This is a genomic window from Pseudomonas sp. AC070 (assembly GCF_979258635.1).
The window spans coordinates 1,315,057-1,329,284 of the sequence record NZ_OZ409871.1 but is presented as its reverse complement, the minus strand read 5'-3'; the positions used below and the strand labels follow the sequence as shown (position 1 = coordinate 1,329,284).

Below are 14,228 nucleotides of genomic sequence, written 5' to 3'. Positions count from 1 at the left end.
CCAACCTACCGCTGCACAGTCCACCGTGACTGCGCAGCGGCTTGCCCTGCCTGCTTGTTGAAGGACATGCCATGAACCACGACGTGATCATTACCTGCGCCCTGACCGGTGCCGGCGACACCACCGGCAAAAGCCATCTGGTGCCCATCACCCCCAAACAAATCGCCGCCGCTGCGGTGGAAGCGGCCAAAGCCGGCGCGACGGTGGTGCACTGCCACGTGCGCGATCCCGATACCGGCAAATTCAGCCGCGACGTGGCGCTGTACCGTGAAGTGATGGAGCGCATCCGCGAGGCCGACGTAGACATCATCGTCAACCTCACCGCCGGCATGGGCGGCGACCTGGAAATCGGCCCGGGCGAAACGCCCATGGAATTCGGCCCCAATACTGACCTGGTCGGCCCGCTCACCCGCCTGGCCCATGTGGAAGAACTGCTACCGGAAATCTGCACCCTAGACTGCGGCACCCTCAACTTCGGCGACGGCGACACCATCTACGTTTCCACCCCCGCCCAACTGCGCGCCGGGGCCAAACGCATCACCGAGCTAGGCGTGAAAGCCGAGCTGGAAATCTTCGACACCGGCCACCTGTGGTTCGCCAAACAGATGATCAAGGAAGGCCTGCTGCACGACCCGTTATTCCAACTGTGCCTGGGCATTCCCTGGGGCGCGCCGGCCGACACCACCACCATGAAAGCCATGGTCGACAACCTACCCGCCGACTGCACCTGGGCCGGCTTTGGCATCGGCCGCATGCAAATGCCCATGGCGGCACAAGCCGTGCTGCTGGGCGGCAACGTGCGGGTCGGGCTGGAAGACAACCTGTGGCTGGACAAAGGCGTGCTGGCCAGCAATGGCGCACTGGTCGAGCGCGTGGGTGAAATTCTCACACGCCTTGGCGCGCGCATTCTGACGCCGGCCGAGGGCCGGGCAAAAATGAACCTCAGCCGTCGCGGCTGACCTGTTTTTTTTCCTGCTGGAGTGGCTATGAGCTTTATCACCGACATCAAGGTTTTCGCAGCCCTGGGCAGCGGCGTAATCGGCAGCGGCTGGGTTGCCCGCGCCCTCGCCCATGGCCTAGACGTAATCGCCTGGGACCCCGCACCCGGCGCCGAAGCCGCCTTGCGCCAGCGCGTGGCCAACGCCTGGCCGGCGCTGGTCAAACAAGGCGTGGCAGAAGGCGCGAGTCTCGAGCGTTTGCGCGTTGTCGACAGCATTGAAGCCTGCGTACGCGACGCCGACTTCATCCAAGAAAGCGCCCCGGAACGCCTCGATCTGAAACTCGACCTGCACGCCAAAATCAGCGCGGCGGCCAAGCCCAACGCGTTGATTGCCTCGTCCACCTCTGGCCTGCTGCCCAGCGATTTCTACGCCGACGCCACGCACCCGGAACGCTGCGTAGTCGGCCACCCGTTCAACCCCGTTTACCTGCTGCCGCTGGTGGAAGTGGTCGGCGGCCAACACACCGCGCCGGCAGCGGTTCAGGCCGCCATCGAGGTGTACCAAGCCCTTGGGATGCGGCCCCTGCACGTACGCAAGGAAGTGCCCGGCTTTATCGCCGACCGCCTGCTCGAAGCGCTGTGGCGCGAAGCCCTGCACCTGGTCAACGACGGCGTTGCCACCACCGGTGAAATCGACGATGCGATTCGGTTTGGCGCCGGTTTGCGCTGGTCCTTCATGGGCACCTTCCTGACCTACACCCTGGCAGGTGGCGACGCCGGCATGCGCCACTTCATGGCCCAATTCGGCCCCGCCCTGCAACTGCCCTGGACCTACTTGCCCGCCCCCGAGCTGACCGAAAAACTCATCGACGACGTGGTCGCTGGCACCACCGAACAGCAAGGCCAACGCAGCATCGCCGAACTGGAACGCTACCGCGACGACTGCCTGATGGCCGTGCTGGACGCGATCAAAACCTGCAAAACCAAACACGGCTTCGCCTTCGCCGACTGAGGACCGCGCCCATGGAACACCGACTTTTTCGCACCCCCATCAGCGCCGACTGGGTCGACTACAACGGCCACCTGCGCGACGCCTACTACCTGCTGATCTTCAGCCAGGCCGTCGACGCGCTGATGGACACCATCGGCCTCGACGCCAGCGCCCGCGAAGCCACCGGCCACAGCCTGTTCACCCTGGAAGTGCACCTCAACTACCTGCACGAAGTGAAAGAAAACCAGGCTGTAGAGGTGCGTTTACTGGTGCTCGGGCATGACCAGAAACGGCTGCACCTGTACCTCAGCCTTTACTGCGACGGACACAAAGATGCCGTGGCCGTGAGTGAACAGATGCTGCTGCACGTGGACACCAACGGGCCGAAATCGACGCCCTTCAGCGCCACGACATTGGCCAGGATTGAAGGACTGGTGATCGCGCAGGGCGAGATGGAAAAGCCCGAATATGCCGGCCGGATAATCAGCCTTCCGGCGCAAAAGCATCGCGGCTAATCGGAATACCGCCCAGCCGCTCCTACAAAAAGCAAAGCAGCGCCACCGCCATTACCACCACCACTCTGAAGTGCGCCCCAAAAGTTGGACACGTACTGGTTAAGCCATGACGGCCTTTGCTCTGTAAGCAACAGGGCTGAGGCCGCCTAGCTTCATCTTGATCCGATCATGGTTGTAGTAACGGATGTATTCGTCCAGCCCGGCTTGCAGCTGAGCGACGTTATCGAAACGCTCGCGGTAGAAGTACTCCGACTTAAGCGTGCCAAAAAAGCTCTCCATTGTGGCGTTGTCCAGGCAGTTGCCTTTGCGTGACATGCTTTGCTTCAGGCCTGCTTTTTCCAAGCGCTCCCGGTAGTCAGGATATTGGTAGTGCCAGCCCTGATCTGAGTGCAGCAGCGGTTTTGCCGTCTCGGGCAGACCTTCAAGCGCTTGCTCCAGCATGCGGCCTACCAAGGCGTAACGTGGTCGGGTGTCGGTTTGATAGGCAACGATTTCGCCGTTGAACAGGTCCAGCACCGGGGACAGGTAAAGCTTTTCGCCGGCCACTTTGAACTCGGTTACGTCCGTGACCCACTTCTGGTTTGGCTGGTCCGCTTCAAACTGACGGGCCAAAACATTAGGCGAAGCCTTGCCGACCAAGCCCCGATACGAGCGGTACTTTTTCGGTCGCACCGTGCATTTGAGATTTAGATCGCCCATGAGGCGCCGCACCGTTTTGCTGTTAACCATCTGGCCAGCATTACGCAGCGCAGCGGTCATTCGGCGATAGCCATAGCGCCCCATATGCTCCTCCTGAACGCTCTGGATAGAGGCTTTCAGAGGCGCGAACCGATCTCCGGTGTTCATCAGATTGAGCTGGTAGTAATACGTGCTGCGCGCCAACTGCGCGACTTCAAGCAGTTCTTCGAGCGAGAAATGATCACGCAGCTCGGTGATCAACTTCGTTTTTTCTTTGCTGCTTTCTCCTGCCTTTTCTTCTCCTCCCTGTGCTCCTTGAGCTTTTTTAGCCAGGCGTTCTCCACTTGGAGCTTGCGTAGCTTGAGCAGCAACTCAGCATGCGAAAGATCTTCATCGCTTGTGGTTTCAGGTGCAGAGGGCTTGGCGGGAGGTAGTGTCATAACGGCGGGCGGTCCTTTCCTGGCTGACTCCAGGGCTTCAAAGCCGCCACTGTAATACTGCTGCTGCCATATGCCCACTTGGGTTGAATTACCCAAATTGAAAGCCGCGGCCACGCAACGAAAAGAAAGATTTTCACGCCACATCTGCTGAAGAACAGCGAGCTTGAACTCTGCGCTATAGCTGACTGGCCGGGCCCGCAGGCTGGCATCGCCATGCAACCGGTAGGCTTCTACCCAACGCCGAAGCAGGGTGGGATCTAGCTGGAATTGCTCAGCAATAAAGCGAAAGCCTCGGCCTCGCTCAAGAAAGGCGGTGATAACAGACAGCTTGAACTGCGTTGTGTACTTGCTCATGGAAGAAGCCCCAAAGGTTGGATGGGTGTCCAACTTTTGGGGCGCACTTCACTCCCCTGTGGGAGCGGCTTCAGCCGCGAGATGTTGACCTACCGCTTTTGCTCCACGCTTTTGCTCCACGCTTTTGCTTCACCGCTTTTGATCTCGCTTGTGATCCACCCCGCACCGTTCATCGCAGGCCGAGTGGAGTCGTTGCGCAGGGGGTTGAGCGGCCGGGAGCCGCGAGAGGCGTGTCGGGCCAAGGATGGCCCGTCTCGCCGTGCCCCCGGAGTGGCGACGGAGCGAGGGAACCCGTAGCGCAGCGTAGGGCCAAGGTAGGGGCTAGCGTTTTTGGTTACTTTTGTCGCAATGACAAAAGTGACTCGCGCGTAAGGCGCGAAACTAAAACGTTCAGCGCACACGGTAACGAATACCTCTACAACTGCGTCCGCCGGGAAATTCTGGATCCCCGCGTGCGCGAGGATGACGGGGGTTTGTGCCGCCACCGCGTTCGACTGGAAATTCTGGATCCCGAATCGTCGGACCGCCGCCTGCGCGAGGATGACGCGGGGTTTGGGCCGCCACCGCGTCCGACTGGAGGTTCTGGATTCCGAATCGTCGGACCGCCGCCTGCGCGAGGATGACGCGGGGTTTGTGCCGCCACCACGTTCGACTGGAGATTCTGGATTCCGAATCGTCGGACCGCCGCCTGCGCGAGGATGACGCGGGGTTTGGGCCGCCACCGCGTCCGACTGGAGATTCTGGATCCTCGCGTACGCGAGGATGACGGGGGTTTGTGCTGCTACCGCATTCGACTGGAAATTCGGGATCCCGAATCGTCGGACCGCCGCCTGCGCGGGAATGACGGTTTTTTTTGCCGCCACCTGCGCCAAACGACAATCCAGCACCCAAAAAAAAGCCCCCCGAAAAGCCGACACAGCACGGGGGGCCAAAATGCTTCTAACAGGGAGCGCCAACGTCGAACCGGACAACCTCGATCAGGTGACCAAACCCAACCAAAACAGCCAACGCACGCCAATCAAGGCTGACACTCTGGCCGCCATTGTGCCCATCGCGAACGACCGAGAATTAGTTGAAAACGACCTCTTCATGCATATAACAGCCATCGCCCTTGAAGCCAGCCCAACCCCTCACCAGAATCGACCCCACCTCCTCCGCAACAAGGACCACGGCCATGATGCACGCTGACCTGATCGACCAGGACGACCTGCGCGAACGCCTGCAAACCCTGGGCTTCGCCGTGCCGCCCGGCGCCTCGCCGGAACAGGCCTGCGAACACGCCGTGCTCGGCCTCGACGGCCCGCGTGCGCTGGCCCTGCGCAAACTCGTCGAGCAAATGCTCGGCAGCGGCGCGGTGATGCTGCCGGCCGTGCGCGAAGCCATTTCCCGGCAATTGCTACCCGCCCTCGCCCAGTACAAAGAAAACCACGGATGAAAAAATCCCCGGCATAACCGGGGATTTTTCACGTCAACCGATGGGCCATTACTGCCCTGGAATATCCTTGCGCAGCTTTACCGCTTCGTTCTTTTTGCGATCCCGCACGGTGCGCATTTTGATGTTCACCGCTTCCACCGCCAGCGAGAACGCCATGGCGAAGTACACGTAGCCTTTCGGCGCATGCACATCAAAGGCCTCGGCAATCAACACCGTGCCGACCATGATCAGGAACGACAAGGCGAGCATTTTCAGCGACGGGTGCTTATCGATAAACGCGCTGATGGTGCCGGCGGCAAGCATCATGACCATCACGGCCACGACGATGGCGGCGATCATCACCGGCACATGGGACACCATGCCGACAGCGGTGATGACCGAGTCCAGCGAGAACACGATGTCGATAATGGCGATCTGAATAATGGTGGCTATAAAACTGCCGCCGCCGCCTTTCGGGCCTTCAGCGCTTTCGTCTTCGCCTTCCAGGCTCTGGTACATCTCGGTGCTGCTTTTCCACAGCAGAAACAGGCCGCCGAAGAACAGAATCAGGTCACGCCCGGAGAAGCCGTGGCCCATGATGCTGAACAGGTCCGCGGTCAGGCGCATCACCCAGGTGATCGACAGCAACAGCAGAATTCGCGTGACCATGGCCAGCGCCAAACCGAAGAAACGGGTCTTGGGCTGCATGTCTTTGGGCATACGGCTGACCAGGATCGAAATCATGATGATGTTGTCGATCCCCAGCACAATCTCCAGCGCCGTCAGGGTAAAAAATGCAATCCAGATTTCCGGGCTGGTCAGCCATTCCATGTACAGCGTCCTCGTGTTTCAAATAAAACGTCAATTGGAACCTGTAGGAGCCAGCTTGCTGGCGAACCCCTGCAAACCTCGCGCTTCCAGGGGTTCGCCAGCTTGCTGGCTCCTAAAAATGCCTAGCCGCCAAACACGGGGAAAATTCCCATCAGCAGCGCGGCGACAAGGATACACAGGCAAACCAGAACTGCCCATTTCAGGGTAAAGCGCTGATGGTCACCAAACTCGATGCCGGCCAGGCCCACCAACAAATAGGTCGAAGGCACCAACGGGCTGAGCAAGTGCACCGGCTGGCCAACGATTGAAGCCCGGGCCATTTCCACCGCACTGATGCCGTAGTGGCTCGCGGCTTCGGCCAACACCGGCAGAACGCCGTAGTAGAAGGCGTCGTTGGACATAAAGAACGTGAACGGCATGCTCACCACAGCCGTAATCACCGCCAGATACGGGCCCATGGCGGTGGGAATAACGGCCAGCAAACTTTTCGACATGGCGTCGACCATGCCGGTTCCAGAAAGAATGCCGGTGAAAATGCCCGCCGCAAAAATCAACCCAACCACCGCCAACACGTTGGCCGAGTGGGCCGCCACGCGCTCTTTTTGCTGTTGCAGGCAGGGGTAGTTGACGATCATGGCGATGCCGAACGCGAGCATAAACAGCACCGGCAACGGCAGCAGGCCCTGAATCAGTGCGACCATCAAGGCCACGGTCAGCGCGGCGTTGAACCACAGCAACTTCGGCCGGCGTGCGTCGGGAAATTGCGACACGCTAATCTCGGCGCCACCCACGGCCTCGCCTGGCAAATGCAGCTCACCCAAGCGCGCACGCTCGTGTTTGCCGTAGAAGTAGGCGATGGCCAGAATCGCCAGCACGCCTGCGGCCATGGCCGGAATCATCGGTACGAAAATGTCGGAGGGGTCCACATGCAGCGCACTGGCGGCGCGTGCGGTCGGCCCGCCCCACGGGGTCATGTTCATCACCCCGCCGGCCAGAATAATCAGACCGGCCATGATCCGTGGGCTCATGCCCAAGCGCTGATAAAGCGGCAGCATGGCGGCCACGCAGATCATGTAGGTGGTGGCGCCGTCGCCATCCATCGACACCACCAGCGCCAGCACGGCGGTGCCCACCGACACTTTCAGCGGGTCGCCTTTGACCAGTTTGAGAATCTTGCGCACGGCCGGGTCGAACAGGCCGGAATCGATCATCAGGGCGAAGTAGAGAATGGCGAACATCAGCATCACGCCGGTGGGTGCGAGCTTGGTGATGCCTTCGAGCATCATCGGGCCGATCTGCCCGGCAAAGCCGCCAACCAGCGCGTAAACAATCGGGATGATGATCAGAGCGATCAGCGCCGACAGGCGTTTGCTCATGATCAGGTACATGAACGTGATGACCATGGCGAAGCCAAGGAGGGTCAACATAGGAATTCTCCGTGCATTAGCGGGCGTGGTGGCGGGCGGCCGTCAGGGTGACGGGCTCAGCGACAGGCTCGAGGGGGACGGAGAACAGGTGCAGAAACAGCGCAGCGGGGCATGGCAATCACCAATTTTTATTGTTGGAAGTCACCAGCACGCACACAGCGGCCGGCGGCCGGTCGAATGCCGGCAGTGGTGGGATGCTAAGCGGCGAAACTTTCAGCCAGCTTTCAATGCGCAGCGGGCTTAACCGAGCAGGCTCAGGACCAACAGCAGGCTGAGGGCAGCGAACAAGGTTTGCAGAGTGATGATGCCGGCCATGAGCTGGCTGTCGCCGCCCAGTTGGCGGGTGAGCACGTAGGAAGTCGGCGCGGTAGGCAGGGCGAAAAACAGTATCAACACGCTGCTCGGCAGCGCCGGCAGGCTCAAGGCGCGGGCCACGGCAAAGGCCAGCAGCGGCATCAGCAGCAAGCGAACCACACAGTTCCACGCCAACGCCGACGCCTCGCCGGCCAGCTCTTGCGGGCGCAAGGCCGCGCCGACGCACAGCAAGCCAAGCGGCAAACTGGCGACGGCCAGCAGGTTGAGCAGACGGTCCGTGCCACCGGGCAAGCCAATGCCCAACACATTGACCAGCGCGCCAGCGGCGCAGGCGAGAATCAGCGGATTGCGCACAATCGGCAGCAGCAAGTTGCGCGCGCTAACGCCCCGCTCCGCCGTCAGCGCCCACACCGACAACAGGTTTACGGCCGGCACCATCATTGCCAGCATCAAAGCGGCGAGCGTGAGCCCTTCCTTGCCGTACAAACTACCCACGGCGGCGAGCCCCAGGTAGGTGTTGAACCGCAGCACGCCCTGGCTGATGGCGCCGAAACGCGCCGCCGTCCATTTGCGCAAACGCTTGCACAGCAGCAGCGCCGCCCACGCCACGCCCAGGCCCAACAGCACGGCCAACGCCAGGCGCGGCAATGCCGGGTCGGCCAGTGGCGCGGTGGCTAAATTGCTGAACAACAGCGCCGGAAAAAGAACGAAGTAATTGAGACGTTCCGCCGTCGGCCAGAACTCGTCACCGGCAAAGCGCAGGCGACGCAGGGCGAAACCGGCGATGATCAAGGCAAACAACGGCCACAAGGCCAACCACAACTGCAACACGACACGCTCCCCGCTTGGCTCAAGCCGGCATCTTGCGCAGGCAAGGCGCGAGGCGCAACACGAACCGGGCGGGTTGTCGGCAACTCAGGAGGCTTCACCATGACGGACATCCACACCGGCGGCTGCCAATGCGGCGCGCTGCGCTACCGCTTCAACGCGCCATTGAACGACGTTGCCCACTGCCATTGCAGCATGTGCCGGCGCACTAGCGGCGCCGTGGTCACCACCTGGTTTACCGTGCCGCTGGAGCGTTTCGAATGGACCCAGGGCACGCCCCAAGGCTTCGTTTCTTCACCCGGCTGTACCCGTTCGTTTTGCCCCACCTGCGGCGCGCACCTGACGTTTCATACCGAGCACAGCCCGCAAACCATCGACATTACGGTCGGCACCCTCGACCACCCCGACCAGGCCAAACCTGATCGGCACATCTGGGTCACCACGCGTTTGCCGTGGCTGCATCTGGATGAACACTTGCCGTCCGAAGATGGCGAAAGCACCTGAGGCTTACGGCAGCACCAAACCGCCGGACGCTTTGTGCAGCGCGCGCAGGTGTTCGCTGAGCAGTTTCAGGTTGGCGTCTCCGGCATCCAGCGCGGCCAGGCGCTGGGGTTCGAGCAGGCTGCGCACCTGGTCGTCGAGGTCGTCGCTGAGCTGGCGCAGCTCTTTTTGGCGACTGTCGCTCTCGGCTTGCAGCGTCTGCCATTCACTGGCTTGCGGTAGACCATAGCCGCCGTCGAGCAGCTCCGCCGGACGACTTAAAAAGCCGCTGTTGGCGAGAATTTTTTCCAGGGTTTTGCCGGCTTCACCACTGCTGCCATCGGCCAGCGCTCGGCTGCTGAGGTATCGGCGCTTGAGTTCGTCTTGGGCCAGCAAAAGTTGGCGGCGCTGGGCGGCCTGTTCGAGTAGCAGCATGGCGGCGCTCGCACGCAGGTCGGCTTTTTCAAACCAGCTGCGACGCTGCTCGGCGCTCAGGCTGATCCACTCATCCACGGCTTGCTGCGGGATGGGCATGCGCTCTTTGAGCACCTCGAACATGGCCTGGTAACGGTCGCGAAACGAGTCGAATCGGTAGCCGCGCCGCAGAGCCTCGCGGCGATCATCGAGCACGCTAAGGTCCGCCAGATTTCGCCCGGCCAGCACTTCCAGCAGGCCATTGGGCATGATGTTGTCGAGGGTTTGCAGCTGCGCCTGCTCGGTGCCGCTGCGCAGCAATTTCAGGGTTTCCACGGCGCAGTTATTGGACAGGAAGTAGTAGTTGCCGTCGTAGCTCCAATGCTGCTCGGCGGCCCGTTCGACCAAGGCTTCCAACTGGGGGCGATCCAGTTTGAGCGGCACCGAGACTAGGCCGCGCAGCTCCACCTTGGTGTACTCCTCGATCACCTGGCTAAGCGGCAGCACAAACAGGCGCGAGGGGTACACGCCGGTGAGGCCGTCCCAGCTCGACAGCTGCAAGTCGCCAACAAAGGCGCGGTACGACAACACCAGGTGCTGATCCATATCCAGCCGGCAATCCGGGCCGCGCGGGCGGCCTGGGGCGCAGATCACCAGGCGCAACATGCTATGGCCCCAGCGGCTGGCCCACTCGTCGTTGGCCTCGGCGAGCAGGTAATCAACCTCGTATACGCGCTCGGGATCCAGCTTCCCCAAAGGCTGACGGGCAAAATCACGACCGGCATTGAGGTAAGCAAACGTGCTAGGACAAGGCTGGGCATTGGCCGGCGCCCAACCGTCGAATTGTTCGCGGTAGTAGCGGTTGAGGGCTGGGCGGCGGCAGCCGTACGCCGGGTCGAGGAGGAAGTACTCCATGTTCACGGCGACGAATTCGCGCGGGTTGCTCAGTTCGTAGATGTCGGGGCTACGCGCGACCTGACCGTTGCGGGCTTCACGCTCGCCGCGTCGGCCCACGTATTGCGGCCAGCCGGCAAGATCGAGCAAGCGCGGGTCGTCGCTAAGGGTAAAGCGCCGCTCCGTCTGGCCACGGCAGTCCGCCATCAGGCCAATCACGCCCTGGGTTTTGGCTTGACGCTGGCAACGCAGCAGCAGCGTTTTCTCCGCCGGCGACCACAGCCGCGCGCGGTCATAAATATGGGTGAGTTCATGCAGCACCGTAGCCAGCAATTCCCGGCGCACGGTGCCGTGGGGGCGTTGCGTGTGTTCGCGGGCGGCCGAGCCGTCAGTCAACCCAGGCAATAGCCGTTGGTTGAGCACTAACAACGATGCGTCGCGGGCTTGGCCGTAAGCGTTGGTTTCCAGTTCGTCGGTCCAACGCACCTGCACCGATCGGTCGAGACGCTGAACGAAAGCCGGGGGGAGCGCGGCCATGGCCTCGTCGAGCAGCGTCTGACTGGCCTGTTGCTCACTGGCACTCAACCCGTCAGGTTGCAGCTCAAGGCGCAGTTGCGCCTGAGCCAGACTCGCGCCGCACAGCAGAGCGGCGCCTAACAGCCAGGCGCCGCCGCGAACGAAAAGGCGCTTCACAGGGCGAGAATAGCCTCGGCCAGCGTTTGGTCGCTGGCATCGCGGGCTTCGGGAACGCGGTCACGCAGGGTGGTGAACGCGGCTTCCAATTGAGCGCCACGAATGGAGCCTTCGCTGGCAACAAAGCTGGCGGCGTCATCACGGGCTTCGAGCACGACTTTGGAGTCGCGCACGGAGGTGGTGGTGTCGGAGGTGAAATCGATGGTGCGGCCGAAGGCGCGAACGATGATTTCGCTGGTTTCCACCAACGTGTGGGCCTGAGCGGCACCGGTGGTCAGCAGCAGAGCGAAAACGGCAAGCGGAAGCGGACGACGCATAAGGAAATCTCCGAAACAAATGCGGGGAAAATTGACTGATAGCGAGTGAAACAGTTGGACGAATTTGCACCGCGCCAGTTCCAAGCCAATTGTGGCTATTTGATGGCGGTCGCAAAACGCCCCGCAACGGCGGGCGCCAAGGCTAGCTGAAGGCGCGACGTGGGGCCAGCGTCGCGCGGTGTCGCAGGGCTTACAGAACCAGAATGGACTCGGCCAGTTGCAAGTCGCTGCGGGCTTGCAATTGCGGCGCTTGCTGACGGATATGCGCGAGGGCCGCTTCCAACCGCGCGCCACGGATATCGCCGGCGGTGGCGACAAAGCTGGCAGCGTCTTCGCGGGCGGCTAGCACGATTTTGTCGTCGCCGAAGGAGGAGGAAAGATCCGAGGTGACATCGGACGTGCCTTTAACGGCACCGACCACGGCATCGGTGGTGTAAACAAAGCTGGTGGCCGAGGCGCTAGCGGCGACGGTTAGCAGTGCAGCAGCGGTTAGCAGGCGCAAGGTGGTCATGGCATTTCTCCGGATGAGACGAAGGGCGACGTCGCTAGACAGACTAGCGCAGCGGCGGCGCTTGGGTCGCACTTGGAGGGGCATGAATAAGGAAGGTTCGCACGCGGAAAACAAAAGGTTCGCGACCGCAGGTTGGGTTGAGCCTCTGGCGAAGCCCAACACAAGGCGTCACTGGCGCTCACTCGCGCCAGAACGGTTTACTCAACTCCACTTCCCGATCACACAGGCTGATGCCCGCGTCCGCCAACTGACGTTCATCCAACCGCGCCAACTGCCGGCGGGTATGGGCGTTGCGCAGCCACAGCGCAATGGCGCCGGCAACGCGTTTAACAAAAGGTCGCCGTTGGGCAAGGGTGGGCAGAAGAGCGGCGGTTTGGCCGAGTGCGCGTTCCATGGCACGTTCCTTCTCGCTGTGTCGCGAGTGCTGGGTATGGGAAAACATCGTCCCCCAGCGAGCTGGTAACGCGGCAGTGACAGCAAGCAGAAATTGTACGGCTTCAGTTCACGTATTTTTAAAACTGTACCGCCCTTCCCAGGTGTAGCTGTTTAAATGGCTTTTCTGAGCCGGAAACGACGAAGCCCGCCGGCAGTCTCCTGCGGCGGGCTTCGTTTATTCAATTCAGTGGCTGGTGCGAAAAATGCTTCAGCCAGTTACAACACTCAACGCCAGAACGGCTTGCTCAGCTCGGCGAAGCGCTGGGCTTCACTGATACCGGCGTCTGCCAGCAGACGTGGATCCAGGCGGGCCAACTGGTGGCGGCTGGACATGCGGCGTTGCCAGAGCAGCAGATTGGAGACGATGCGCAGTGGCAGAGCAGCTTGGGCTTTCGAACTTTTTTCGCTTACGAACATGTCGGAACTGAGGGTACGTTCCATGGTTTGCTTCCTTCCGCTTATGGCGGGACTGGTTATTTAACTGAAGCGTATGTTGCGCCTCGCACAGCTGACCTTGTAGTCACAGTTCCCTCAAATTGTGCTGGTGGTGGGAAGTTTATACACAAACTGTTTTATCCATAACGGTGCAAACTGTATCGGTACGCCCAATTTTGAGGCGTTTTTACTCAAAAAATCCTGACGAGTTCGCCAGGTTCTGCCAGGACAGCGGCTGACGACCAGTACAGTTTTCAATTTCCTACAGGTGTTTTCTCTGTTGATGCGCAGGGAAAACAGATTTTTTCCGGTTTCGCGGTAACTGTTCAGGTGAGCCCGGCCAACCACTATTTAATGTTAATTGCGCGAAAAATCAGAATTGCGCAATGCAACTGGCGAGAAAGCGGAAAATACAGCTTCCCCTTGCTCAGCACTGCCCCCTCGCGCTACTTGCCTCAAGTGCACGCGCTCCGCACCAGCCCTGCGCAGATGATCGTTTTCCTTCAAATTGACAGGTCACCGCAGTGCTTCGCGTAACAGTTTCAACTGCGCGCGCTCCTTCACAAGCGTCGCGAGATGCGGACTCAGAACCGCCGCCGATGCCGACTTGAACGCGGATCAGCAGGATCGGCACAAGCGCCCCTATATAGATGTCACGCAGCCCATCCACATCCGGGTTATTCGGGCCATAAAAAAACCCGCGGGGAGCGGGTTAAAAGTTCACGCAGGAAATCAGTCGAAGCGGGATCAGCTCGCCGCTCGCTCGAAAATTACATAGACCTTGCGGGTCGCTTCCAGCACTTCCCAGGTACCGGAGAAGCCAGCCGGGATGACAAAGCGGTCGCCGGTACGCAGGGTTTTGGGGTTGCCTTCGCCGTCACGCAGCACCGACACGCCTTGCAGAATTTCGCAGTATTCATGTTCGCTGTAATTCACCGTCCACTGCCCTACCGCGCCTTCCCAGATGCCGCTGGCAAACTGGCCGCACGGGCTGGAGTAGTGGTTGCGCACGCTTTGCTCGGGGTCGCCCTTGAGCACCTTTTCTGCGGCGGGGCGGTAGTGCTCGGCGGCAGTGGTGGCAGCGGCGAAGTCGACGATGGCGGCAATATTCATGGTCTGGTCCCAGTCCAAGCTCGTAAGTAAGTGTGTGTTTTTCTGCGCAGCCTTCGTGGCCAGCACAGCCGCTCAATGCCTTGAACGTCGAGACGACGACCCGTGCAGCGGAGCGTCGCAGTCTATGTTTAATAAAACGAACATGACAAGGGTGTTTACTGCCTTCGTGTAAAAAATATTGGAAAGGCGCCGTGCTCTGGTTT

The 14,228-nt window shown here is 60.9% G+C and carries 16 protein-coding genes; 6 read left to right on the top strand and 10 right to left on the bottom strand.

Features of this window, described 5'->3' with window-relative positions:
- Positions 1–71: 71 nt before the first annotated feature.
- The 3 genes from cdhC to ACZZ0Q_RS05820 are packed head-to-tail and all read left to right on the top strand — an operon-like array spanning position 72 to position 2,446.
- Complete coding sequence (cdhC, locus tag ACZZ0Q_RS05830; RefSeq protein WP_463539763.1) at positions 72–959, top strand: 3-dehydrocarnitine:acetyl-CoA trimethylamine transferase CdhC; 888 nt, start codon at positions 72–74, stop codon at positions 957–959.
- Positions 960–986: 27 nt separating this feature from the next.
- Positions 987–1,952 carry an L-carnitine dehydrogenase gene (locus tag ACZZ0Q_RS05825; RefSeq protein WP_463539764.1) on the top strand — a complete coding sequence of 322 codons (966 nt, stop codon included), beginning with the start codon at positions 987–989 and terminating at the stop codon, positions 1,950–1,952.
- Positions 1,953–1,963: 11 nt separating this feature from the next.
- Positions 1,964–2,446 carry a thioesterase family protein gene (locus tag ACZZ0Q_RS05820; protein ID WP_463539765.1) on the top strand — a complete coding sequence of 161 codons (483 nt, stop codon included), beginning with the start codon at positions 1,964–1,966 and terminating at the stop codon, positions 2,444–2,446.
- A 99-nt stretch (positions 2,447–2,545) separates the two neighbouring features.
- On the opposite strand, the gene ACZZ0Q_RS05815 is transcribed toward ACZZ0Q_RS05820, so the two are convergent.
- Positions 2,546–3,918 (bottom strand): IS3 family transposase gene (locus ACZZ0Q_RS05815; RefSeq protein ID WP_463539766.1). Its coding sequence is split into 2 segments (ribosomal slippage): positions 2,546–3,436 and positions 3,439–3,918, totalling 1,371 coding nucleotides; the frame shifts between segments, so codons are not numbered across the junction.
- A gap of 840 nt (positions 3,919–4,758) precedes the next feature.
- On the opposite strand from ACZZ0Q_RS05815, the gene ACZZ0Q_RS05810 reads away from it, so the two are divergent.
- Together ACZZ0Q_RS05810 and ACZZ0Q_RS05805 are read left to right on the top strand one after the other, a co-directional pair.
- Positions 4,759–5,106, top strand: coding sequence for a hypothetical protein (locus ACZZ0Q_RS05810; RefSeq protein WP_463560371.1), 348 nt, complete (start codon positions 4,759–4,761; stop codon positions 5,104–5,106).
- Positions 5,093–5,353: a hypothetical protein gene (locus ACZZ0Q_RS05805; RefSeq protein WP_463539767.1), complete on the top strand. Its 261-nt coding sequence runs from the start codon at positions 5,093–5,095 to the stop codon at positions 5,351–5,353. Before ACZZ0Q_RS05810 ends, ACZZ0Q_RS05805 begins: the two co-directional genes overlap by 14 nt.
- A 48-nt stretch (positions 5,354–5,401) precedes the next feature.
- On the opposite strand, the gene ACZZ0Q_RS05800 is transcribed toward ACZZ0Q_RS05805, so the two are convergent.
- From ACZZ0Q_RS05800 to ACZZ0Q_RS05790, 3 genes are all read right to left on the bottom strand, one after another.
- A complete protein-coding gene (locus tag ACZZ0Q_RS05800) occupies positions 5,402–6,163 on the bottom strand; it encodes a TerC family protein (RefSeq protein ID WP_463539768.1) in 762 nt (253 codons plus the stop codon).
- Positions 6,164–6,285: 122 nt separating this feature from the next.
- On the bottom strand, positions 6,286–7,590 hold the full coding sequence (locus tag ACZZ0Q_RS05795) for a CitMHS family transporter (RefSeq protein ID WP_463539769.1): 1,305 nt from the start codon (positions 7,588–7,590) through the stop codon (positions 6,286–6,288).
- 240 nt (positions 7,591–7,830) lie between these two features.
- On the bottom strand, positions 7,831–8,736 hold the full coding sequence (locus ACZZ0Q_RS05790; RefSeq protein ID WP_463539770.1) for an AEC family transporter: 906 nt from the start codon (positions 8,734–8,736) through the stop codon (positions 7,831–7,833).
- A 99-nt stretch (positions 8,737–8,835) separates the two neighbouring features.
- On the opposite strand from ACZZ0Q_RS05790, the gene ACZZ0Q_RS05785 reads away from it, so the two are divergent.
- Positions 8,836–9,237, top strand: coding sequence for a GFA family protein (locus ACZZ0Q_RS05785; RefSeq protein WP_463539771.1), 402 nt, complete (start codon positions 8,836–8,838; stop codon positions 9,235–9,237).
- Positions 9,238–9,240: 3 nt separating this feature from the next.
- Here ACZZ0Q_RS05785 and ACZZ0Q_RS05780 read toward each other — a convergent pair whose 3' ends face one another.
- From ACZZ0Q_RS05780 to ACZZ0Q_RS05755, 6 genes are all read right to left on the bottom strand, one after another.
- Positions 9,241–11,214 (bottom strand): DUF7844 domain-containing protein, encoded by a 1,974-nt coding sequence (locus ACZZ0Q_RS05780; RefSeq protein ID WP_463560369.1) that lies wholly within the window; start codon positions 11,212–11,214, stop codon positions 9,241–9,243.
- On the bottom strand, positions 11,211–11,531 hold the full coding sequence (locus ACZZ0Q_RS05775; RefSeq protein ID WP_463539772.1) for a DUF2388 domain-containing protein: 321 nt from the start codon (positions 11,529–11,531) through the stop codon (positions 11,211–11,213). Before ACZZ0Q_RS05775 ends, ACZZ0Q_RS05780 begins: the two co-directional genes overlap by 4 nt.
- A 190-nt stretch (positions 11,532–11,721) precedes the next feature.
- Positions 11,722–12,042 carry a DUF2388 domain-containing protein gene (locus ACZZ0Q_RS05770; protein WP_463539773.1) on the bottom strand — a complete coding sequence of 107 codons (321 nt, stop codon included), beginning with the start codon at positions 12,040–12,042 and terminating at the stop codon, positions 11,722–11,724.
- 178 nt (positions 12,043–12,220) lie between these two features.
- Entirely contained in the window at positions 12,221–12,436 is a 216-nt protein-coding gene (locus tag ACZZ0Q_RS05765) for a DUF1127 domain-containing protein (RefSeq protein ID WP_463539774.1), read from the bottom strand.
- Positions 12,437–12,702: 266 nt separating this feature from the next.
- On the bottom strand, positions 12,703–12,918 hold the full coding sequence (locus tag ACZZ0Q_RS05760) for a YjiS-like domain-containing protein (RefSeq protein ID WP_122452719.1): 216 nt from the start codon (positions 12,916–12,918) through the stop codon (positions 12,703–12,705).
- Between the two features lie 741 nt (positions 12,919–13,659).
- Positions 13,660–14,025: a cupin domain-containing protein gene (locus ACZZ0Q_RS05755; RefSeq protein WP_463539775.1), complete on the bottom strand. Its 366-nt coding sequence runs from the start codon at positions 14,023–14,025 to the stop codon at positions 13,660–13,662.
- Positions 14,026–14,228: the final 203 nt, after the last annotated feature.